Source organism: Stenotrophomonas sp. Nf1, assembly GCF_003028475.1.
In the GTDB taxonomy this organism is placed as follows: domain Bacteria; phylum Pseudomonadota; class Gammaproteobacteria; order Xanthomonadales; family Xanthomonadaceae; genus Stenotrophomonas.
In genome coordinates this window covers 33438-55556 of the sequence record NZ_PYTV01000008.1, presented here as the reverse complement: position 1 = coordinate 55556, position 22119 = coordinate 33438, and the positions used below count along the sequence as shown (strand labels likewise).

Here is a 22119-nt window from a genome sequence, read left to right as displayed (position 1 = left end):
CGAGCAAGCTCGACGCTACGAGATCACCGGCGCAATCCCGACGTCGTGGTAGCGCCGGGCCGTGCCCGGCATCATTGCAGCGTCTGCAATCCCGGCGGAGATGCCGGACGCTGGAGGCGCGTTGGTAGAGTCGAGCTTGCTCGACTGCTCTTCGCCCATCATCACGCCCGTCGAGCAAGCTCGACGCTACGAGATCACCGGCACAATCCCGACGTCGTGGAAGCGCCGGGCCACGCCCGGCGTCATTGCAGCGCCGGCAATCCCGGCGGAGATGCCGGACGCTGGAGGCGCGTTGGTAGAGTTGAGCTTGCTCGACTGCTCTTCGCCCATCATCACGCCCGTCGAGCAAGCTCGACGCTACGAGATCACCGGCGCAATCCCGACGTCGTGGTAGCGCCGGGCCACGCCCGGTGTCATTGCAGCGTCGGCAATCCCGGCGGATTGGTCTGCGACTGCGGCACGGCTTCCTCGGCCACGTTCCAGCGCGCCAACGCCTGCGCATAAGTGCCACTGCCAATCTGCGTGTTCAGCGCCTGCGTCACTGCATCGGCCAGGCCACTGCCCTTGCGCGTGGTCACCGAGATCGCCGCGGCATTCGGCCAGCCACCCGGGAACAGGCCCACGCGCCGCACCTTGCCGTCGCGCGCCGAATACGCGCCGGTAGCATTGGGCTCGAACGAGACATCGGCGCGGCCGGTGATCACCGCCAACCGACCAACCACCGCGTCATCGAAGTACTGGTACTCCACCGGCTTCAGGCCGGCGGCGATGTTCTGCTGGTCCCACTGGCGCAGGATCTGGTCCTGGTTCGTGCTGGCGCCGACCACCACCTTCAGCCCGGCCACATCGGCGGGCTTTTCGATCTTCTGGATCGGCCCGTCGCTGCGCGTGTAGATGCCCAGCAGGTCGTAACGGTAGCTGGAGAAATCGAACTTCTTCTTGCGCTCTTCAGTGACCGTCACGTTCGACAGCACCGCATCGTACTTGCCCGATTCCAGCCCCAGCGGCCAGTCGGCCCAGGCCACCGGCACGATTACCAGCTTCAGGCCCAGGCCATCGGCGATCAGGCGGGCGATATCCGGCTCGATGCCGACCACCTCCCTGCTGTCGGCGCCGTAGTCAGCCAGCGGGAGCTGGCCCGGATGGGTAGCAACGGTGAACGCACCCGGCGTGACAAAGTGGTAGCCGGCGGGAATCAACGCCTGCGCCTTGGGATCGAGCGTGCCCTTCAGCACGGCGGTGTTGGTACCGGCCAGGCTGGTCGCGGCCACCACCGCAGCCTCCGGGGCCTGGTGCACGCGCGAATAGACAATGCCGGCGATGCCGATCACCAGCACGCCCACGATCAACAGGGTGCTGCGCGAGGGGCGACGGGGGGATGCAGGGCTCATGGCATTCCTTGAGGGTTACAGAGTCTTGGCCAGGAAATCGGCGGTACGTTGCTGGCGCGGCCGCTCGAACACGGCGTCGGGCGTGCCCTGCTCGATCACCCGGCCCTGGTCCATCATCACCACGTGGTCGGCCACGCGGCGGGCAAATCCCAGCTCATGAGTGACGATCACCAGCGTGGTGCCGGAGCGGGCCAGCTCTTCGATCACGCTGAGCACTTCGGCCACCAGCTCCGGGTCCAGCGCCGAAGTCGGCTCATCGAACAGCAGCACCTTCGGCTGCAGCGCCAGCGCGCGGGCAATGGCGATGCGCTGCTGCTGGCCACCGGACAACTGGCGCGGGAAGGCATCAGCCTTGTCGGCCAGACCGACCCGTTCCAGCAGCGTGCGTGCCTGCTGCTCGGCCTGCGCGCGCGGCACGCCGCGTACCGCGATCGGTGCCTCGACAATGTTTTCCAGCGCGGTCAGGTGCGGGAACAGGTTGAAGCCCTGGAACACCATGCCGACTTCGGCACGACGGCGGCGGATCTCGCGCTCGGGCAACTCGTACAGCGTGTCACCGTCGCGACGGTAGCCGATCAGCTGGCCGCCGACGGTCACATAACCGCTGTCGGCACGTTCCAGGTGGTTGATCAGCCGCAGCAGCGTGGACTTGCCGGCACCGGACGGGCCGATCAGCACGGTCACGCTGCCGGCGTGCAGGTCCAGGTTCACATCTTCCAGCACCGGCTGATCGCCGAATGCCTTGCCCACGCCATGCAGCGACACTGCCGCGCCCTCGCCCGCTTCAACCTGGGTGGCGATGCGCGGGCGGTTGATCACGCGCGGTGTGGCATCACTCTGCGCGCGCAGCGGCGATGATACGCGCGACACAGAGCGCTCACGCTGCAGCTGGCCGCGTGCGAAGCGCTGCTCCACGCGTCGCTGCAGCAGTGACAGCACGGTCAGGATCACCAGGTACCAGACCGTGGCCACCATCAGCAACGGCACCACTTCCAGGTTGCGACGGTAGATCACCTGCACGGTGTAGAACAATTCCGGCAGTGCCAGCACGTAGACCACCGAGGTGCTCTTGGCCAGGCCGATCACATCATTGAACGCGGCCGGCAGGATCGAGCGCATTGCCTGCGGCAGGATGATGCGGCGCACCTGGCGGCCACGCGGCAGACCCAGCGCGGCGGCCGCCTCGTATTGTCCGTGGTCGACCGACAGAATGCCGCCACGGATCACCTCGGCCGAGAATGCGGCCTGGTTCAGCGTAAGGCCCAGCACTGCGGCAGTGAACACGCCGATCAACTGCGTGGTCGGGTACGAGAACAGGCTGATGCCTGTGAACGGCACGCCCAGTTCGATGGTGCTGTACAGATAGCCCAGGTTGTTCAGCAGCAGCAACAGCACCAGCAGCGGAATCGAGCGGAACAACCACACATAACCCCACGACACCGCCGACAGCAACGGCGAACCGGACACGCGCGCCAGCGCAAGCAGCGTGCCCAGCGCAAACCCCAGCGCGGTGCCAAGTGCGGTCAGCAGCAGCGTACGGCCCAGCCCTTCCAGCACCGGGCGCGCGAAGAACCATTCGGCAAAGGTGCCCCAACCCCAGCGCGGATTGCCCAGCACCGATTGCAGCCCAATCAGGATCAGGGCCAGCGCCAACACGGTGCCGAACACCTGCAACGGATGCCGGGCCGGCACGATCTTCAGCGCAGGCGTCTGTGCCGGCCGTGCAGCGATGCCCTCCAGTGCAGTCGAGGGCGTACTCATGCGTGGGCTCCGTGCACTGCGGCAGGTGCAGGTGCGATCACCGCCGCCGGCGCGAGCAGGTGCTTCTCGAAGGGCAGATGCGCGACGGTTTCCGGATCGGCCTGAAGGTCGAACAGTGCAGTGTAGCCATGGCTGAGGTACAGGCCCACCGCTTCGGGCTGGCGGAAACCCGTGGTCAGGAACACGCGGCGGTAGCCCTGGCGCAGCGCCTGGTCTTCCAGTTCCTGCAGCACACGCCGCGCGATGCCCTGGCGGCGCAGGCCCGGCAGCGTCCAGATGCGCTTGAACTCGGCGGTATCCGGGTCCCGGTGTGGCATGAAGGCGCCACCGGAGATGGCAAGGCCATCGCGCAGCAGCAGCACGAACGCCCCTACCGGCGCGGCAAATGCCTGCGCTGGATAGCGTTGCAGTTCTTCGCGGGCACTGCCGCCGATGCGGCGACGCACGTCGGCATAGCGGCTGTCGTACTCCTGCTCCAGGCCGTCGAACAGCGGACGCGCCAACGGGTCATCCACCGAGGTGTAGAGGAAGCGTTCGTTGCTGCTCATGCGGCGTCCTTCACCAGATAGTCCTCGGCCAACCGCGACCACAGGCTGGCCGCGGGTGCGATCGCCGCGTCATTGAACACATAGCGCGGGCTGTGCAGCGGCGCGCTGTCGCCGTTGCCGACGAACACGAAGCTGCCGGGCCGCGCCTGCAGCAGGAACGCAAAATCCTCGCTGGCCGTGCGCGGCGCGAAGTCGGGCGCTACCTGTCCAGCGCCGAAGCCGCGCTCGGCGACTTCGCGGATATAGGCGGTCTGCTGTGGGTGGTTGATCACGCTGGGGAAGCCGCGCGGGAACTCGATCTCGGCTCGCGCACCGAATGCAGCAGCGGTCTGCTCGGCAAGCTCGGTGACCCGGCGCCGCAGCGTATCGCGCACTTCGGGCAGATAGGCGCGCACCGTCAGCTTCAGCTCCACCACGTCCGGAATCACATTGGCCGCCTGCCCGCCATGGATCGAGCCGACGGTGACCACGCCCATCTGCCGCGGATCGACATTGCGCGAGACCACGCTCTGCAGCGCGGTGATGATGTGCGCCGCCACCAGGATCGGGTCGACGCTGCCCTGCGGCTCGGCGCCATGGCCGCCCTTGCCGATCACCTTCAGCCGCGCCCAGTCCACCGAGGCCATCGCCGGGCCATCGACGAAACCGAAATGGCCCACCGGCACACCCGGCCAGTTGTGCAGCCCATAGATCGCATCCACCGGGAAGCGCTCGAACAGCCCATCGGCAATCATCTTCGACGCGCCCGAGCCGGTTTCCTCGGCGGGCTGGAACACCAACTGCAGGGTGCCATCGATGCGCCCGTGATGGGCCAGGTAATGCGCGGCGGACAGCAGGATGGCAGTGTGGCCATCGTGGCCGCAGGCGTGCATCAGGCCATCGGTCTGGCTGGCGTAGGCCAGCCCGGAGTCTTCCTGGATCGGCAATGCATCGATGTCCGCGCGCAGGCCGAGGCGCCGGCTGCCCTGCCCGCGCTGCAGCGTGCCGACCACGCCGGTGCCGCCGAGGCCGGTGGTCACCTCATAGCCCCACTGCTGCAGCAGTTCGGCCACGCGGGCGCTGGTGCGATGCTCTTCGAAGGCCAGTTCCGGGTGCCGGTGCAGATCATGGCGGATCGCGATGGCCGCCTCGGCACGTGCTGCGATTTCGGGCAGCACGCCGATTGTCGAGGAATTCTGCCGGGTGTGGCCCGGTGCTAGTGCGGTTTCTCCGCTCATCGCCTTACCCCACCTTCCGCGCTGGTTCGGCATCGGTCGCATACCGGCTGGCCTTGTACGGCAGGCCCAGATGCTCGCGCAGGGTCTGCCCTTCCAGTTCACGCTGGTGGTAGCCACGCGCCTGCAGGATCGGCAGCACCTGGGTCACGAAATCGTCCAGGCCTTCGCGCTGTGCGGCGAAGCCGAGAATGAAGCCATCGCTGGCGCCGGCATCGAACCAGCGGATCAGCTCGTCGGCCACATGCTCGGGCGTACCGATGAAGTTCGGCCGCGGGCTCACCGCTTCCAACGCCACCTGGCGCAGACTCAGGCCCTTCTCGCGCGCGTCCTGCTTGATGCGGTCGGTGGTGGAACGGAACGAGTTGCTGCCGATGTCACCCAATTCGGGGAACGGCGCGTCCGGGTCGTACTGGCTGAAATCGTGGTGATCGAAGAAGCGCCCCAGGTACGCCAGCGCATCCTCCAGCGTGGCCAAGGCGGCAATTGCCTGGTACTTGGCTTCAGCTTCCTCGGCAGTGCGGCCGACAATCGGGCCGATGCCGGGAAAGATCTTCACGTCGTTGCCGCTGCGGCCATGCGCGATCGCCGAGTTCTTCACCTTCTGGGTGAACGCGCGGGTCTCTTCCAGCGACGGCGAATGAGTGAACACCGCATCGGCGTACTTGCCGGCCAGCGCAATGCCATCGTCTGACGAACCGGCCTGGAAGATCACCGGCTGCCCCTGTGGCGAACGCTGGATGTTGAGCGGGCCTTCCACCTGGAAGAAGCGTCCCTTGTGGTCGAGCCGGCGGAATTTCTCCTTCGCGAAGAACGTGCCACTGTCGCGCTCGCGCACGAAGGCGTCGTCATCCCACGAATCCCACAGCCCCTGCACCACCTCCAGATACTCGTCGGCGATCTGATAGCGCAGGGCGTGTTCCGGATGCGGGCGGCCATAGTTGCGGCCGGAGCCTTCCAGCGGCGAGGTGACCACGTTCCAGCCGGCGCGGCCGCCGCTGAGCAGGTCCAGCGAGGCGAACTGGCGCGCCACCGTGAACGGATCGCTGTAGGAGGTCGACAAGGTACCGGCCAATCCGATCTTCCTGGTTGCCGTGGCCAGCGCCGACAGCAGCGAGATCGGCTCGAAACGGTTGAGGAAGTGTGGGATCGATTTCTCGTTGATGTACAGGCCATCGGCCACGAAACCAAAGGCGATGCCGTTGTCCTCGGCGGTGCGCGCGATGTCGATGTAGAACTGCAGGTTGACGCTGGCATCGGCCGGGTTGGACGGATGCTTCCAGGCATGCATGTGGCTGCCGGGGCCCTGCAGCATGATGCCGAACGGAATGTGGCGCGGGGTCGTGCTCATGGGGATCGCTCCTGCAGGTCAGGCCACCGCCGCGCGCGGCGCGGGCGACAGCAGTTCAAGGGATGTCAGGCGTGCGTCGAGGTCGGCCACCGGCGCGTCGAGAATGAATTCACCCACGCCGAAGCGCCGGTGCAGCGCGTCCAGCGCGTCGCGCACGTGCTGCGCATCGCCGGACAGCACGCTCGGGCGTGTTTCCTCGATGCGGAAGTCGGCCACACCCACCTGGCGTGCGTACTCGGCAGCGGCCTCGGGGCTGGGCAGGTTCACCGTCTGCGCAGGGCCGAGGTGCAGCTTGTAGACCCGAAGTGCGCCGATATGGCGTGCGGCCGCTTCGGCGGTCGGTGCGGCGAACGCCACCGTGGCCAGCAGCGGTGACTGCGTGGAGACACTACGGTAGGCGTCGAACGCCGCCTCGATGTGCTTCGGATCACCGTCAAAGTGCGCGGCGTAGACGAATCGCCAGCCCAGCTCGGCCGCCTGCCGCGCGCTCTGCGGGCTGGCACCGAGCAGGAAGCGCTCCGGCGCCTGCTGCGGAATCGGACGCGCCCGCGCCTCGGTGTCGGCGCCGGACAAATAGGCTTCCAGGTCGCGCAGTTGCTGATCAAAGTCAGCGAACGCCGGTCGCCCTGCCGCCAGCGCGGCCGTCGAGGCCGGCAGGCCACCGGGGGCCTTGCCCACGCCCAGATCAACGCGGCCCGGTGCCAGCGCGGCCAGCAGGTTGAAGTTCTCCGCCACCTTGTACGGCGCGTAGTGGCGCAGCATCACCCCACCACTGCCGATGCGGATGCGCCGGGTCTGCGCCAACACCCAGGCCGCCAGTACTTCCGGCGCCGGGCTGGCCAGGGTCGGCGCCGCGTGGTGCTCGGCGAACCAGTAGCGGTGGTAGCCCAGCTGCTCGGCGCGCTGCGCCAGCTGCAGGCTGTTGCGCAGCGCCTGTTCGGGCGACGCACCTTCGGCCACCGGGCTCTTGTCCAATACGCTGATCAGGTAGCTCATGCTTGCGTCCTCGCTCAGGGATGGGCCACGGGAATGCCAAGCAGGCCGTTCAGCGCGGCCAGGATCGGCTCGGCACCGGAGATGTACTGGCGGTCCTGGTGGGCACCACTGGCCAATTCGCTGCGCACGCCCTGCGGCAGCACCAGCTTCGGCAGCGACTGGTCCTGCTCGCCGATCTCGGCGATCACCTCGTGGCGTGGTCGCGCGAAGCCGATGCGGCGCACGTCCAGCTGAGTGTCCAGGCCCTCGATGCTCGACAGCGCGCCTTCCAGCAGCAGGCTGTGCCGGCAGAAGAAGCGCTGGCCGGGAATCTGGCCGTCCTCGAACTCACGGTCGAGCAGGAACAGGATGGGTTTGCTTGCTGCGTCCAACGCCACGGGGATGTCCTCACAAGGGTCGGCAATGCCATGCCGCTTCAACTTCGATGCTAGAGATGCCAGCGGCTGCGACAGCGATACCAGGCGACAATCGGCGGTCATATCCGGCCATGCAGATGCGCCTTGGCCATAAGCAAAGCGCCGCCGGTTATGGCGTCAGGCGATGCGCCGTAGCGGCACCGGCAACACCCGTGCCTGCGTGGCCAGATGCCCGACCGCGCGCTCGGCCGCCAGCGCAATCCGCGCCTGCAAGGCCGCGCTGTGGATACGCTCGCCTTCGAAATCCGCTGGCGTTGCATACACCCCGATCGGCAGCGTGTGCGCCTGCAGGAAGCTGAACAACGGCCGCAGCTGATGATCGATCACCAGTGCGTGGCGCTCGCTACCGCCGGTTGCCGCCAGCAGTACCGGCGTATCCACCAGCGCCTCCAACCCGATGAAATCAACCAGGTGCTTGAACAGCCCCGGATAGGAGCCGCGGTACACCGGCGCCGCCACCACCAGCAGCTCGGCCGCCTCGATCGTCTGCAGCGCCTGCTCCACCGCAGGCTCCGCCTCATCGCGCGACAGCGACTGCCCCAGCGAGCGCGCGATCGGCGCCAGCTCCACCAGTTCCACACTGGCGTGCACCCGCTGCTGCAGCGACTCCAGCAGATGCCGCACCAGCAACAGCGTGCGCGACGTCGCCGAACTGGTCGGCGACCCCACCAGCGCAACCACCTTCAAAGCACCTGACATTGACCTGCTCCTCTGTAGAGCCGAGCCATGCTCGGCTGCCGTTGGCCTGAACCTCAAAACCGGTAACTGACCCGCCCATACCAGAACGCCCCGATCCGGCTCAGCACATCGCCCGAATCCCAGGTGGTCTCGATGCTCGCCACATCGGTGGCACTGCGCGCGTACTCCGGCACCTTGCGTGTGCGCTTGTCGAACACGTTGTTGATGCCCAGCGCAGCGCTCCAGCCCGCACCCAGCTCCACCGCACCGGACAGGTTGGTCACCAGCACCGGCGGCTGCTTGTACTCCACGCCGTTGTTCAGCCGCTTGATCGGGCCGTAATAGGTGAAATCGACGTTCGAACGCCAACGCCCGTTCTGCCAGCCCAGCCCGGCCACCTGCGAGTAGCTCGGCGTGCGGAAGCGCAGCGCGTACTCGCTGCTCTTGGTCAGCAGATTGATGTTCGGCAGCCCCTGCAGGGCCGCCGGAATGTCGCTGACCTTCTGGATGGTGGTGCGCCCCACGTTGGCCGCATAGCTCCAGCGCAGCTTGCCCCACGACGTTTCCTGGTTCGCTTCCAGGGTCAGCTCGACACCGCGCGTGCGGGTATTGCCCACGTTGGTGAAGTAGCTGGCGTAGAACGCATCACCGGGCAGGATGCTGATGCCGGCCGAACCCAACAGCGCATCGATGGTGTTCTTCTGCGCCGCGCTCAGCACCGTGCCGCTGTTGTCGGTAATGCGCGCCGGATCCTGCGCGTTGTAGCCGATCTGGCTGGACTGACCGAGCTGACCACGGATATCGATCTGGTACGCGTCCACCGCCAGGTGGAAGGCCGGGCTGGGGTCCCAGGTCACGCCGAGGCTGTAGTTGGTGGCCTTCTCCGGCTTCAGCGGCGTGGCGCCCAATGCGACGGCCGCCGGTGAAGACACCTGCGCCACCAGCGTGGTGCCGCAGGGGCAGCTGCCGGTGGCCTGGTAGAACTGCGCGCCCAGGCTCGGTGCGTGGAAACCGTTGCTGACCGTGGCGCGCAGACCCAGCGCATCGGTGAAGTCGAAGCGCGTGGTCAGACGACCCGTGGAAACGCTGCCGAAGTCGGAATGGTCTTCCCAGCGCGCGGCCGCATCCAGGTACCAGCGCGAGGTGATGTTGGTGGCCGCGCCCACATAGACTGCCTTGCTGTTGCGGGTGGCCTTCACCGCATCGGCGGTGGAGTAGCCCACGAAGGCGGCCGCACCGAAGCCGGTATACGACTCCCACTGTCCGGCCCCGCGCTCGTACTGTTCATGCTGGTATTCCGCACCGGCGCTCACTTCCAGCGGCGAGGCGAACGCCGCCACCTCGAAACCACGGCGCAGGTCCAGATTGGCGATGCCCTGCTGGTAGTCCAGCTTGCCGTCGTAGAAATCGGTGGGCGAACCGGGATACGGCAGCGAGTAGTTCACCGAGTTGCGCGTGTAGGTGCGCACGGTGCTGCGGTTGCCGGTCAGGCTGGCGTCGTAATCCCAGCCCGCAATCTGACCCTTCACCCCCGCAGTGCCGGTGTACTGCTTCTCCTTGGTTTCCAGCACCGGCAGGAAGCCGTCGGGAAACACGCTCAGCACGCCGGGCGCCTTATAGGTGGTGAAAATCGTTGCCGGCAGGCGGAAGTTCTGGATTGCCTGTGCCGTGCGATCACTGGCCGTGGCATTGGCATAGAACTGCGCGCTCTCACCCAGCCCATGGCCGACGTTCACCGCGAACGCCTTCAGCGCATACGACGGCGAGCTGAGGATGGTGTTGGCCTCAGCATCACGCGTGGCCTCGGCCGGGTTCGGTGACGCGCCGGCCGGCAGCCGGTTGTTCGGGCGCAAGGCCACCCGGCTGCCGCTGGCATCCAGCGCCGGATAGCTCAGGTAACCATCGATATAGCGCCGGGTGCGGATCGCATGGTGTTGGCGCGTCGTCTCGCCGGACAGGTTGACGAAGCCATCGGCGCCCCACGGCAGGCCCACATTCGCGCGCACGCTGGTGCGCGAACCATCGCCATCGACGCTCTGCCCGCTTTCCACGGCGAACTCGCCACCCTGCGCCTGTGATTTGAGGATCACATTGACCACGCCAGTGATCGCGTCCGAGCCATAGATGGCAGACGCACCATCACGCAACACTTCCACATGGTCGATGGCCGAGACCGGAATCAGCGCCAGGTCGGCCCAGGCATGGCCCGGGAAACCACCACCGTTTGCGCCACTCACGTAGGCACTGGCATTGCGGCGCTTGCCGTTCACCAGCACCAGCGTGTAGCCCGGCGACAGGTTGCGCAGCTGGTAGCCGCGGATCAGGCTCTCCTGATCACTCTGGTAGCCACCAATCTGGCTGAGCGAGGGCAGCGCACGCTGCAGCGCTTCGAGCAGGTTGGCCTGACCGGTGGACGCCAGGTCCTCGGCGGAAATGACATCGATCGGCGTGGAGCTGTTTTTCACCGTGCGCGTGCTGGTGCGCGACCCGGTCACCACCACCGCATCCAGCGTAGAGGCGGCGACATTGGCGGTCGCTGCCGTGGTGGCAGGATCTGCATCAGCTTCAGCAGCATGGCTGGGCGAGGCAGCAAGCACGGCTGCGATCAGGACGGCAAGAGAGCTCAGGGCAGGAGTGTGGGCGGCAGGCATGGGGGCTCGTGGGGGTGGGCCGGAGACACGCTTCCATTCAAGGGCCTGTTCACGCGCCGTGACAGACGCAATCGCGTCACCCAGCCGTAACATCCGGCCATCCACATGACTGCTGGTAATGAGGTTAGGCACCCAGCGCGCCAGGGGTCAGATCCCTTCCTGCGGAAGGGATCTGACCCCGGGCTCTACATGCTTCGCAGGCATCACCTCATGCCCGCACACCCCTGCGCGCCGCGCACCACCGCCCGTAGCATCGATCCATGACCAGTCCATCCGCCGATCCCACCGCGCCGCTCGTCGCCATCGTCGCCTGCCACGGCCAGGGGTTGTTCGAGTTCGGCTGTGCGGTCGGCCTGTTCGCACCGGTTCGACCCGAGCTGGGCGTGGCCTGGTACCGCACCCAGCTCTGCGCAGGCGAGCCCGGCGCATTGCGCATGCTGGGTGGCACACAGGTACAACTGCCCTACGCGCTCGATGCCGTCGAAGACGCCGACATCATCGTCATCCCCGGCTGGCGCGAACCCAGCGAGCGTCCGCCACAGGCGCTGCTCGATGCCCTCATCCGTGCCCACGCACGTGGTGCCCGCATTGCTTCGATCTGCTCCGGTGCCTTCGTACTGGCCTGGGCCGGCCTGCTCGATGGCCGCCAGGCCACCACCCACTGGCGCCTCACCGATGCCCTCGCGCGTGACTTTCCGCGCATCGATGTGCGCGAGGATGTGCTGTATGTGGATTCCGGCAGCATCATCACCTCCGCAGGTTCAGCCACCGGCATGGACATGATGCTGCACATGGTGCGCAAGGATTACGGCGCACGCGTGGCCAACCTGGTGGCCGAACGGCTGGTGCTGGCACCGTGGCGTGATGCCGGCCGCAGCCAGCGCGTCAGCCGGGCCATCCCCAATGGTGAACCGACGCGGCTGGCGAAGCTGATGGAGTGGATGCGCCGCAACCTGCGTGAGCCGCACTCGCTGGGCAGCCTCGCCGAGCAGGCGGCCTTGAGCCAGCGCACGCTACAGCGGCAGTTTCTGGAAGCCACCGGCCTGTCGCCCATCGACTGGCTGATCCGCGAGCGCGTGGCCTACGCCCGCGAACTGCTGGAAACCACCGACCGGCCGCTGCAGTGGATCGCCGAGCAGGCCGGCTTCGGTTCGCAGGAATCGTTTCGCCGCCATTTCCGCAGCCAGGCCGCGGCCAGCCCGACCGAATACCGCAGCCAGCATCGCAATGGCATCGGCGCGGACCGGCTGGTGGGCTGCTGAATTCCTGCGCTAGTACCGGCCGCCGGCCGGCAGCGATCAGGAACGGGTGACGCGTCGATGAATCCGCCAGCACTGCGCGGCAAACCCAATCACGAACACGGCCAGACACCCGAGCAGCGTCTGCTGTATCACCGGCGCCAGCGGCGCAGCAGCAACAGGATGGCCCACCGGCAGCCGCGTCAGCGTTTCATTCACGCCCGGCACCAGCGACAGCAGGAAGCTGAAAGACAGCGCGAATGTGGACAGATAGCGCGCCGCACGCCCAAGCCAGCGCAGCCGCGCCAGCACCACACCGCCAAACGCCACCAGCAGCACGATCACCCCGAACGCATGGCCGGGGTTCAACCCGCCCGTACTGGAGACCGTGAACGATGTGGCCACCGACAACAGCAGGCCCCACAGGTAGAGCTTGCCTGAGCGCGTGGCAGGATCGATCGCGCGATGGCGGATGAAGCCGTACACCCCGGCCAGCAAGGGAACCAGGCTGACGGCGGTATGCACAACGCCGAGGGTCGAAAGTGGGTGCGACATGGAAACCTCCATCGAGTGATTGAACCTACTAGTAGGTAGGTATGAAAGGCAAAGAGAAGGCCTGCACTTGGGCAGGCCCCACACACCACTGCTCAGGCAGCCACGGCCACCCGCGCGATCGCCAACCGCGCCAATGCCGCGAACGTTGCCGCATCGCCCAGCCCCCGCGCGGCCAGCATCGCCCCGTGCACTGCGGACATGAACGCCTTGGCCTCATCGGCCGCCGAACCCTGCAACCGCAGTTGGCCGGCCGCCGCGCCCTTCTCCAGGGTGAGCGCCAGCCAGCCGCTCAGGTCCTGGAAATGCCCGCGCACTTCCTCGGCGATTTCCGGCGGAATCATCGGCGCCTCGGCCGCCAGCATCGCGCAGATGCAGAACGACGAAGTGCCACCGGCAATGCAGCTGGACCAGTAGTCCACATAGGCCTGGAGTTCGCGCAGCGGATCGTCCAGCTGCCGATCCAGCAGCGCCAGTCCCTCACGCGCCTCGGCCCGGTACAGCACCACCACCGTGCGCACCAGGTCCGCCTTGCTGGGGAAATGGTGGTGGATGCTGGCCTTGCTGATGTTCACCCGCGCCGACACATCGGCATAGCTGAAACCGTTGTAGCCACCGGCCTCCAGCAGCGAACGGGCATGGGCCAGGATCTCCTGGGCCTTGGGCGAGAGCGACTCTTTCATAGGCCACACCCTACTAGTAGGTAGACTCACAGTCAATACCCCACCCTGCCACCTCCACCGGTAGTGCCGGCCGCTGGCCGGCATCCCAGGAAACCAGGCCGATCCTCCTCCGGGCGCCTCAATGCGAAGACACGTACACCGCATCGGTCGGCGGCGGTGGCAGCGCGAAGCTGCGCCGCATCCGCGCCACTTCGGCAGCTGGCGGCAACCCGAACAAGCGCTTGAACTCGCGGTTGAACTGCGACGCACTGGCATACCCCACCGCCAGCGACGCCGCCTCGGCGGTCATCCCCTGGCGCAGCATCAGCAACCGCGCCTGATGCAGCCGGGTCGATTTGACGTACTGCATCGGCGAGGTACCGGTCATCGCGCGGAAGTGATCGTGGAAGGTCGCCACGCTCATCCCGGCCTCTGCGGCCAGCTGCGCCACATCCAGCGCCGTGGCATACGCCGCATGGATCGTACGCAGCACCCGGCCAATGCTGCCGAAGCGCCCGCGCATGGCCAGCGCCTCGCGCAACGCACCGCCCTGTGCACCGGTCAGCACACGGAAGTAAAGCTCGCGCACCAGCGCCGGGCCCAGTACAGCCGCTTGCAACGGCTCGGCCAGCGCCTCCAGCAGGCGCAGCACCGTGGCCTGCATCGGCGCCTGCATCGGGCTGGACATCATGCTCTGCGCCGGCGTCTCGGTCGTACCCGCCTGCTCGCCCAGTTCGATCAGCAGCTCCGCCGCCATCTGCAGATCCAGGTGCAGGTAGATCGCCAGCAGCGGCGCCTGCGCCGATGCCTCGGTTTCCATCGTGAACGGCACCGGCACCGACACCGCCAGGTAGTGCTGCGCGTCGTACTGGTAGACCTGCCCGCCCAGGTAGCCGCGCTTCACGCCCTGGCAGACGATCACGATGCCCGGGTCATACAGCACCGGTGTGCGCGCCAGGGGACGGTTGGATCGCAGCAGCCGTACCCCGGGCAGCGGCGTGAGCGTATAGCCCTCCTCCACCGCCAGCGTCTGCAGCAGGCCGACCATGCGCGCCTGCACCTGCCGTTGCAGGGAATCGACCACAGGCACCTCAGAGGAATAGGCAAGAATCGGCGAAGCCTAGGCCTGTGGCGGGCCTCGCGCAAGCACTAACGTGCAAGCCCTGCCCTCCACCAACTCCCGATCATGACCACATCCCGCCTCCTCCTCATCACCGGCGCCAGCAGCGGTTTCGGCCGCGCGCTTGCCCAGCAGGCGCTGCTGGCCGGCCATCGCGTGGTCGGCACCGTACGCAACGACACCGCGCGCCAGGCGTTTGAAGCCCTCGCTCCCGGTCGCGCCATGGGTCGCCTGCTGGACGTCACCGATACCGCTGCCATCGATGCGCTCGTCGCCGGGATCGAAGCGAACGTCGGCAACATCGACGTACTGGTCAACAACGCTGGTTACGGCCACGAAGGCATCCTCGAAGAATCCACGCTGGCCGAGCTGCGCCAGCAGTTCGAAGTGAACGTGTTCGGCCCGGCCGCATTGATCAAGGCCGTGCTGCCGCACATGCGTGCGCGCCGCCGCGGCCACATTCTCAACATCACCTCCATGGGCGGCTTCATCACCCTGCCCGGCATCGCCTGGTACTGCGGCAGCAAGTTCGCACTGGAAGGCATCAGCGAAGTGCTAGGCAAGGAAGTCGCGCCGTTCGGCATCCACGTCACCGCCGTCGCGCCGGGCTCGTTCCGCACCGACTGGGCCGGCCGCTCGATGGTGCGGGCGCCGCGCAGCATTGAAGACTACGACGCCTTGTTCGATCCCATCCGCAGTGCGCGCCAGGACAAGAGCGGCCAGCAGCTGGGCGATCCGGTGAAGGCGGCGCAGGCCATGCTGCAGATCATCGACAGCGATGCGCCGCCGAGCCATCTGCTGCTGGGCAGCGACGCACTGCAGCTGGTGCGCGCAAAGCTGGCATCGATGGCCGGCAACATCGACGCGTGGGAACCACTGAGCCGCTCGACCGACAGCACCCCGTAGGCGCTGCCGGTCGATGGCCAGGGTGCGGTAGCGCCGGGCCGTGCCCGGCGAGCCCGGCGGCCCACCCGGCGTGAATTTCCAGCCCTCCCCAGCGCCATCATTGACATGCAGGCATTCACCTGCATATAGTCAGTGCGAAGGACGGCACCTGCCCGCCCATCGCGAGGAACCTGCAATGGTGGATATCGCACATCGGGTCGGCATCAAAGCCCCCGCAAGCCAGGTGTATCAAGCACTGGCCACCCCCGAAGGCGTCGCCGCCTGGTGGGCAGAAGACACCCGCGGCGACCATCAGACCGGCGGCACGGTCAAGGTCCGTTTCACGAACAACGGGCAGGAAATCGGCGCCATGCAGATGAAGCTGGAACAGCTCATTCCCGGCGAACTCGTGCTCTGGCAGTTCCTGGCCGGCCCCACCGAATGGATCGGCACGCATGCGCGTTTCGTGCTGAAACAGGAAGGCGACTACTGCATCGTGCTGTTCACCCACGAGGGCTGGAAGGAACGCGTCGAGTTCACCTCCCACTGCAGCACCAAGTGGGCGGTGTTCCTGCTCAGCCTCAAAGCGCTGCTGGAAACCGGCAAGGGCCAGCCCAACCCGCACGACATCAGGATCGACAACTGGAACTGAAGACGCCCCGCATGAATGCAGACAAGGTGTTCAAGGCACTGGCCGACCCCACGCGCAGAACCCTGCTGGACCTGCTCTGCGCAGACAACGGCCAGACCCTGGGCCAGCTCTGCGAGCACCTGGACATGGCCCGGCAATCGGTCACCCAGCACCTGGGCCTGCTGGAAGACGCCAACCTGATCAGCACCCTGCGCCGTGGCCGCGAGAAGCTGCACTTCATCAACCCGGTGCCGCTGCATGAAGTCTACGAACGCTGGGTACGCAAGTTCGAGCAGCAGCGCCTGAGCCTGCTGCATGACCTGAAACGAGAACTGGAAGGAGAATGATGATGTCCGCAGAGACCACCCGCTTCATCCACGTGATCTACATCGCCTCCACACCGCAGAAGGTGTTCGAGGCCATCACCCGCCCCGAGATCGCCAGCCGCTACTGGGGCCATGAAAACGTCTCGGACTGGAAACCCGGCTCGCGCTGGCAGCATGTGCGCGCCAACGAAACGCGCTCGGTCGAGCTGGTTGGCGAAGTGGTGGAAAGCACCCCGCCCTCGCGGCTGGTCATCACCTGGGCCGCCGCCTCACAGGCTGACAATCCGGCTGCCTACAGCCGCGTCACCTTCGAGATCGTGCCCTACCAGGACATGGTGCGGCTGACCGTTACCCATGACGAGCTGGAACCCGGCAGCGGCATGGATACCGGCATCCGCCAGGGCTGGCCGATTGTGCTGTCGAGCCTGAAGTCGTTGTTGGAGACGGGCAAAGGGTTGGATGTGTTTGCGAAGCCGAGTTGATTCGCTGCGGGACGAAACGCGCTACCTCAACAAGGGATCCGTAACCGGAAGCAGCCCCAGGTCAACCAGGTTCATCTCGACCTGGTTGGCCTGTTTGACGGCATGGGCATCAGCAAGATCGAGAACTTCCGTGGCGAGGATGAGCGTGCCACCACCCCGACGCTCAAGCCTTGCTGCGGCAGGAACCTGTTCTTGGGTCAGCGGGGCGTCTACGTAGCCCATCCAACCGAGGAATTCCCGATGCAGGAAGGGCGCGCGATCAACGCTGTAGAGCAGCAACTCCCCCTCCACGAGCTGCTGAACATTTGTCTTTGCAAATGTGATGGGTAGGCTGTTCAGCAGCACCGAAAGCGAGGACTCAAGAAGACTGACAGGGGAATCGAACACCTTCTCGATGCGGTCCACATGAAGTCGAAGCATCCCGAGCGCGGGCATATAACTCAGCCCAACACCGCCTCGTCTCAGCCAGTCCTTGTCATTCCCAGCATTCGTCAGAACCACGCCACCGCTTCCCGTCGAAGGCTGAACGGGATACTCCTGGGCAAACCTGATGTCATCGTCCTGCACCCGGGCAACAAATGCGTCACCTTCATCGACGGGCACGTAGGCGTCGCGTGGTGATCGTGGGGCGGCCCACCAACTCGCGAAGAGTGGGTCAACGCTTGAGAGACTGGACGTGATTCCAACAATGTCTTCCCACACCTGAAACGGCGTGCGGGCTGCTGAAGGGAAGTGGCAGGCCATCGAGATGTTCAAGGCATTCTTCCAATGATCAAAGGCGTGACGCGTACAGACGCAGGAGGGATTCCGACCATGAGGCCTGCCTTGGAGGCGACCACATCCATGAAATTCCGTCCAGCAGCGACGCCCCCCATCGCAGCGCATCGATCCGGTAAGGTGCTGAAGGAAAAGGGAACGTTATCAGCACGGCCACACAGATCGCCCCGATCAAGTGGTGCTTTACGACACTCAGCACTGCACAATCCGACAGGCTGGACATAAGGACATACCCCAGGACACCCCATGCCCCCTTCTCTGGAACAGCTCGGCACCACCCGTATCCTGCGCATCGAGACGCAGGGCCCCGCACTCGATGCCAACGGCCTGCGTGATCTGGTCGGCGACGCCTTTGGGCATCAGGCCGAGTGGATCGCCATTCCGGTGCAGCGCCTCTCTCCGGACTTCTTCGAGCTGCGCTCCGGCATGGCCGGGCAATGGCTGCAGATGCTGGTGAACTACCGCCTGCGTTTCGCCGTGCTGGGCGATGTCAGCGACTACCGCGCACAGAGCGAATCGCTGGACGCGTGGATCACCGAATGCAACCGTGGTCGCGACGGCTGCTTCGTGGCCGATTGGGATGCCCTGCTCGCCCGCCTGTCGACCCCGGCCAGCGTGGACTGAACGCCAGCGCCACGCTCACCCTCACCGAACCCGGTTCCGACCGCACTCCGACGCCGCCCGCCACAGCATCACCGGCAGGCTCCCCTGGTGACGTTCGATGCGTGCTTCAGACGCAGATTCCCTGCACAGCAAGGTGGCGGCGGTCACCCTTGGTTTCTGGGTGATGAAGATCGCCGCCACCACCCTCGGCGAGACCGCCGGCGACCTGCTGTCGATGACGCTCAACCTGGGTTACGTGGCCAGCTCGGCCATTCTGCTCACGATCTTCGCTGGCCTGTTGGCCCTGCAGCTCTCGGCACGGCGCTTCCATCCGGTGCTGTTCTGGTCGGTGGTGCTGGCCACCAGCACCGCCGGCACCACTATGTCCGACCTGCTCGACCGCACGCTCGGCCTGGGCTACGCCACCGGCGCCAGCCTGCTGGCCGGCTGTCTGGCGCTGGTGCTGCTGGCCTGGCGGATATCGGAAAAGTCGATCTCGGTCAGCAACATCGCATCGCGCCGCGCCGAAGGCTTCTACTGGACCGCCGTGCTGTTCTCCAACACGCTCGGCACCGCGCTGGGTGATTTCCTCGCCGACGATTCCGGGCTCGGTTTCACCGGCGGCGCACTGCTGATCGGCAGCCTCATCGCGCTCACCGCGTTGGCCACCCGCATCAAGGGCATCAACCGGGTCATCCTGTTCTGGATCGCCTTCGTGCTCACACGCCCGTTCGGCGCCACCTTCGGCGACCTGCTCACCAAGCCGCTGGAAAAGGGCGGGCTGGGCTTCGGCACGGTAGGTTCGTCGCTGGTGCTGTTCACCATTCTGGTAACGCTGGTGGCGCTGCCGATGCTGCAGCGGCGCGCGCAACCGGCACACTAGCGCGCCGTCCAGCCCCCATCCACCGGCAGCGCCGTGCCGGTGATCTGCGCTGCCGCGTCCGAGGCCAGGAACACCACCATCTCGCCCAGCTGCTCGGGCGTCACGAACTGCAACGACGGCTGCTTCTCGGCCAGCAGCGCACGCGCCGCGGATTCCTGATCCGTGCCGTCCTTCTCTGCCAACGCGGTGATCTGCTGCTCGACCAGCGCCGTTCGCACCCAGCCCGGGCAGATGGCATTGGCGGTGATGCCGCTGCCCGCATTCTCCAGAGCGGTCACCTTGGTGAAGCCCACCACGCCATGCTTGGCCGCCACATACGCCGATTTGTTCACCGAGCCCACCAGCCCATGCACCGACGCGATGTTGATGATGCGGCCGGCGCCCTGCTGCTTCATGTGCGGCAAGGCCGCGGCTGTTGCATGGAACACCGCCGACAGGTTCAGCGCCAGGATCGCATCCCACTTCTCGACCGGGAATTCCTCGATGGATGCGGTGTGCTGGATGCCCGCGTTGTTCACCAGGATGTCGATGCGCCCCATCTTCGCAACGGCGTTGCCGATCAGTGCGCGCACCGCCTCGCCCTTGGACAGGTCCGCGCCGTCATGCGCCACGCGCACGCCGAACTCGGCTTCCAGTCCGGTGCGAATGCGTTCGATCTCCGCCGCGTCGCCGAAGCCATTCAGCACAACATCGGCGCCCTGCCGGGCCAGCGCCGTGGCAATGCCAAGACCGATACCGCTGGTGGAGCCGGTGACCACCGCAACCTTTCCAGAGAACATGGGCGAGCTTCCATCGGGCATAGGTCACCAGTGTAGCCCTGTGCCTCCACACCACGCGTGGATGCTCCCCCTCGGCATAAATCCACATTCCCCCTATAGTCACCACCATCCACCCAAGGATGGCTCGATGAACCCCTGCAAGGCCCTGCTGCCCGCCGTTGTCGCCGCACTGCTCGCCCCCGCCATCAGCCAGGCCGCCTTGCCCGCGCAGCCAGCCACGCCGCTCACCACCGGCAGCGTGCGGGTGGATATCGCGACCGGCCGCGTGGATGGCGATGTATGCGTATCCAATGCCCCCGCCAACGCCCAAGCCCAGTTCGTGCTCAACGCCGGCCTGAACGTGGCACGGGTCACCGATGGCGAAGGCAACCCGGTCGGATTCGACGGCTGGTACGACCCGGGCGTGGATGGCGAAGCACGCGTCTACACCCTGGCCGAGCCCACCACCACGCTCTGCGTGCAGTACGTCGGCGCGTTCCCGCTGTACCCGAGGCACGATGCCCTGGGCGACTTCAAAGGCATGATGGCCTTCAACGGCGACAGCGCCCGCTTCACCGAGCAGTCCGCGTGGCTGCCGCAGGCGTTCGACCCCAAGGCGCGCGTGCGCAGCAGCCAAAGCCGCTACGACCTGCAGGTGGACTGCGCCGGCTGCCGCTTCCTGTATCTCAACGGCAGCCCGGCCATCGAAGGCGCGCAGGGGCGATTCCGCAGCGACAACGCGCGGCCGATCCTGCTGTTCGGCGGCAGCGGCCCGATCACCCGCACCGCGCAGGTCACCATCCTCAACGAGACCCTGCCGGCGGCCAAGGTCGATGCATTGTCCAGCACGGTGCAGAAAGTAGCCGACGTGCACAGCCGTTACATGCGCGTACCGCTGACCGACCGCCCCACTTTCCTGCGCATGGTCACGCTCAACCAGATCGAGCGCGACCGCGAAGGCAGCGAATGGGGCTTTGCCACCTGGCCGACCATCGCCATGAGCGGCAGCATCGGCAACGTGGCCGATTCACTGCTGGCCGGAGGCGAGAACGCCGACCGCCGGGTGCAGTACATCGCGCACGAAATGGGCCACTACTACTTCGGCACACTGAACCGTCCGCAGGGGCCGTATTTCTGGGTGCTGCTGGAATCCAGCGCTGAGTTCCTGTCGATCAAGGCGCTGCGCGAGATCAGTGGCGATGCGGCGGCTGATCGCTATGTTGCCGGGTTGCAGGCGGCCGTCGACAAGCAGAGCACGCCGCTGCCGGCATTCGATGCCATCGACGGCAGCTCGGACCTGGGTGAGATGTATCGCTACGTCTATGGCCCGTTACTGCTGCTCTCGCTGGAAAAGCAGGTGGGTGAGGCGAAGATGCAGGCCTTCATGCGCGGGCTGCTGGCCGCGCCCTCCCCCACGAACTGGAAGGAGCTGCAGGCCATCGCTCTGAAGGCCGGCATCGATGCCAAGACCTGGGAGCATTGGCGGGCAAGCTGTGTGGCTGGCGGCAGGCAGAGATGCCAGTAGATCCACGCCATGCGTGGATTCACTGCCTCAACGTCCGCATATCTGAATCATCCAGCACTGTGTCCAAGGCAACCCGCCCTCCTAGCCCCTCTATTTGCCAATCAGCGCCGCTGATATCGCCGCACAATCAGAAGAACAGACCCGCTCGCTCAACGGTCGCCAGCGGATTGGCCTTCCGCACCGCCTCCAGGAACAGCAGGAAATCGCGGTTGAACAGCGTCAGGTTGTTGGTGAACGTCACGCACTTTCTGCCCGATGCTTTGCTGAAGCACACCTGCCAGACATAGCGTCCGTAGATCCTGTCGGACGTTCGCGTGACTGAGGTGATCTGCGAAAGCGGAACCGCCGTGGGCACCGGCCCACGCCGCAGGTAGAAGGACTCCGCATCAAAGAAGTAGTGCTCCCGATCCTCTTTCCCATCCACCATCACCAAAGTCATGGATGTACCGGAAATCCGGCGAGGAGGATCCAAACGCAGCCCCGATTTCACGGACGAGCGAGCAGTTGCTGACATTCGCCGAAGGGTAAACCAGAGGATCACCAACGGAAGTGCGGCAAGGACAATGAAACCTACGGACTTCAAAACAGTTTCCAGCGTGCTGGGCACACAGATCTCCGGGATGAACGTTCAGGCACTTGCAAGGCCCGACTAGATCCACGCCACGCGTGGA

At 66.1% G+C, this 22119-nt stretch carries 24 protein-coding genes; 9 read left to right on the top strand and 15 right to left on the bottom strand.

What is annotated here, in order from left to right; all coding sequences use genetic code 11:
- Window positions 1-61: 61 nt before the first annotated feature.
- Window positions 62-394: a hypothetical protein gene (locus C9412_RS14875; protein WP_146161738.1), complete on the top strand. Its 333-nt coding sequence runs from the start codon at window positions 62-64 to the stop codon at window positions 392-394.
- 19 nt (window positions 395-413) lie between these two features.
- Here the strand turns inward: C9412_RS14875 and C9412_RS14870 are convergent, their stop codons facing one another.
- The 9 genes from C9412_RS14870 to C9412_RS14830 form a co-directional block, all read right to left on the bottom strand.
- Window positions 414-1391, bottom strand: a complete 978-nt coding sequence (locus C9412_RS14870; RefSeq protein WP_107232347.1) for an ABC transporter substrate-binding protein — start codon at window positions 1389-1391, stop codon at window positions 414-416.
- Window positions 1392-1406: 15 nt separating this feature from the next.
- Entirely contained in the window at window positions 1407-3152 is a 1746-nt protein-coding gene (locus C9412_RS21015) for an amino acid ABC transporter permease/ATP-binding protein (RefSeq protein WP_107232346.1), read from the bottom strand.
- Window positions 3149-3700, bottom strand: coding sequence for a GNAT family N-acetyltransferase (locus C9412_RS14860; RefSeq protein ID WP_107232345.1), 552 nt, complete (start codon window positions 3698-3700; stop codon window positions 3149-3151). Before C9412_RS14860 ends, C9412_RS21015 begins: the two co-directional genes overlap by 4 nt.
- Window positions 3697-4917 (bottom strand): M20 aminoacylase family protein, encoded by a 1221-nt coding sequence (locus C9412_RS14855; RefSeq protein ID WP_107232344.1) that lies wholly within the window; start codon window positions 4915-4917, stop codon window positions 3697-3699. The genes C9412_RS14860 and C9412_RS14855 overlap by 4 nt, the downstream gene beginning before the upstream one ends.
- A 4-nt stretch (window positions 4918-4921) precedes the next feature.
- On the bottom strand, window positions 4922-6265 hold the full coding sequence (locus C9412_RS14850) for an LLM class flavin-dependent oxidoreductase (protein ID WP_107232343.1): 1344 nt from the start codon (window positions 6263-6265) through the stop codon (window positions 4922-4924).
- 18 nt (window positions 6266-6283) lie between these two features.
- Entirely contained in the window at window positions 6284-7261 is a 978-nt protein-coding gene (locus C9412_RS14845; RefSeq protein ID WP_107232342.1) for an MsnO8 family LLM class oxidoreductase, read from the bottom strand.
- A 14-nt stretch (window positions 7262-7275) separates the two neighbouring features.
- Window positions 7276-7638: a DUF3088 family protein gene (locus C9412_RS14840; protein ID WP_107232341.1), complete on the bottom strand. Its 363-nt coding sequence runs from the start codon at window positions 7636-7638 to the stop codon at window positions 7276-7278.
- 156 nt (window positions 7639-7794) lie between these two features.
- Window positions 7795-8376, bottom strand: a complete 582-nt coding sequence (msuE, locus tag C9412_RS14835; RefSeq protein ID WP_107232340.1) for an FMN reductase — start codon at window positions 8374-8376, stop codon at window positions 7795-7797.
- Window positions 8377-8429: 53 nt separating this feature from the next.
- Complete coding sequence (locus C9412_RS14830; RefSeq protein WP_107232339.1) at window positions 8430-11006, bottom strand: TonB-dependent receptor; 2577 nt, start codon at window positions 11004-11006, stop codon at window positions 8430-8432.
- Between the two features lie 260 nt (window positions 11007-11266).
- Here C9412_RS14830 and ftrA point away from each other — a divergent pair, with 260 nt between their 5' ends.
- Entirely contained in the window at window positions 11267-12268 is a 1002-nt protein-coding gene (ftrA, locus tag C9412_RS14825; RefSeq protein WP_107232338.1) for a transcriptional regulator FtrA, read from the top strand.
- Window positions 12269-12304: 36 nt separating this feature from the next.
- Here the strand turns inward: ftrA and C9412_RS14820 are convergent, their stop codons facing one another.
- From C9412_RS14820 to C9412_RS14810, 3 genes are all read right to left on the bottom strand, one after another.
- Entirely contained in the window at window positions 12305-12799 is a 495-nt protein-coding gene (locus tag C9412_RS14820) for a hypothetical protein (protein WP_107232337.1), read from the bottom strand.
- Between the two features lie 92 nt (window positions 12800-12891).
- Entirely contained in the window at window positions 12892-13479 is a 588-nt protein-coding gene (locus tag C9412_RS14815) for a TetR/AcrR family transcriptional regulator (RefSeq protein WP_107232336.1), read from the bottom strand.
- 118 nt (window positions 13480-13597) lie between these two features.
- Complete coding sequence (locus C9412_RS14810; protein WP_107232335.1) at window positions 13598-14542, bottom strand: AraC family transcriptional regulator; 945 nt, start codon at window positions 14540-14542, stop codon at window positions 13598-13600.
- Window positions 14543-14644: 102 nt separating this feature from the next.
- Between C9412_RS14810 and C9412_RS14805 the strand changes: the two genes are divergently transcribed.
- The 4 genes from C9412_RS14805 to C9412_RS14790 all read left to right on the top strand — a co-directional run bounded on the left by C9412_RS14805 (window position 14645) and on the right by C9412_RS14790 (window position 16902).
- Window positions 14645-15484, top strand: a complete 840-nt coding sequence (locus C9412_RS14805) for an oxidoreductase (RefSeq protein WP_107232334.1) — start codon at window positions 14645-14647, stop codon at window positions 15482-15484.
- A gap of 175 nt (window positions 15485-15659) precedes the next feature.
- Window positions 15660-16115, top strand: coding sequence for an SRPBCC domain-containing protein (locus C9412_RS14800; RefSeq protein ID WP_107232333.1), 456 nt, complete (start codon window positions 15660-15662; stop codon window positions 16113-16115).
- An 11-nt stretch (window positions 16116-16126) separates the two neighbouring features.
- Complete coding sequence (locus C9412_RS14795; protein ID WP_107232332.1) at window positions 16127-16441, top strand: metalloregulator ArsR/SmtB family transcription factor; 315 nt, start codon at window positions 16127-16129, stop codon at window positions 16439-16441.
- A gap of 2 nt (window positions 16442-16443) precedes the next feature.
- The gene (locus C9412_RS14790) at window positions 16444-16902 is read left to right on the top strand and encodes an SRPBCC family protein (RefSeq protein WP_107232331.1); all 459 of its coding nucleotides are present in this window, start codon (window positions 16444-16446) and stop codon (window positions 16900-16902) included.
- 21 nt (window positions 16903-16923) lie between these two features.
- Here the strand turns inward: C9412_RS14790 and C9412_RS14785 are convergent, their stop codons facing one another.
- On the bottom strand, window positions 16924-17658 hold the full coding sequence (locus C9412_RS14785; protein ID WP_181358683.1) for an Imm52 family immunity protein: 735 nt from the start codon (window positions 17656-17658) through the stop codon (window positions 16924-16926).
- A gap of 267 nt (window positions 17659-17925) precedes the next feature.
- On the opposite strand from C9412_RS14785, the gene C9412_RS14780 reads away from it, so the two are divergent.
- Both C9412_RS14780 and C9412_RS14775 read left to right on the top strand, forming a co-directional pair.
- Entirely contained in the window at window positions 17926-18303 is a 378-nt protein-coding gene (locus tag C9412_RS14780; protein WP_107232329.1) for a DUF4180 domain-containing protein, read from the top strand.
- A 97-nt stretch (window positions 18304-18400) separates the two neighbouring features.
- Window positions 18401-19165 carry a hypothetical protein gene (locus tag C9412_RS14775; protein WP_107232328.1) on the top strand — a complete coding sequence of 255 codons (765 nt, stop codon included), beginning with the start codon at window positions 18401-18403 and terminating at the stop codon, window positions 19163-19165.
- Here C9412_RS14775 and C9412_RS14770 read toward each other — a convergent pair.
- Complete coding sequence (locus tag C9412_RS14770) at window positions 19162-19944, bottom strand: 3-hydroxybutyrate dehydrogenase (RefSeq protein WP_107232327.1); 783 nt, start codon at window positions 19942-19944, stop codon at window positions 19162-19164. The genes C9412_RS14775 and C9412_RS14770 overlap by 4 nt on opposite strands.
- Window positions 19945-20071: 127 nt before the next feature.
- On the opposite strand from C9412_RS14770, the gene C9412_RS14765 reads away from it, so the two are divergent.
- Window positions 20072-21448 (top strand): hypothetical protein, encoded by a 1377-nt coding sequence (locus tag C9412_RS14765; protein WP_107232326.1) that lies wholly within the window; start codon window positions 20072-20074, stop codon window positions 21446-21448.
- A 127-nt stretch (window positions 21449-21575) separates the two neighbouring features.
- Here the strand turns inward: C9412_RS14765 and C9412_RS14760 are convergent, their stop codons facing one another.
- Window positions 21576-22055: a hypothetical protein gene (locus C9412_RS14760; RefSeq protein ID WP_258190263.1), complete on the bottom strand. Its 480-nt coding sequence runs from the start codon at window positions 22053-22055 to the stop codon at window positions 21576-21578.
- Window positions 22056-22119 lie beyond the last annotated feature (64 nt).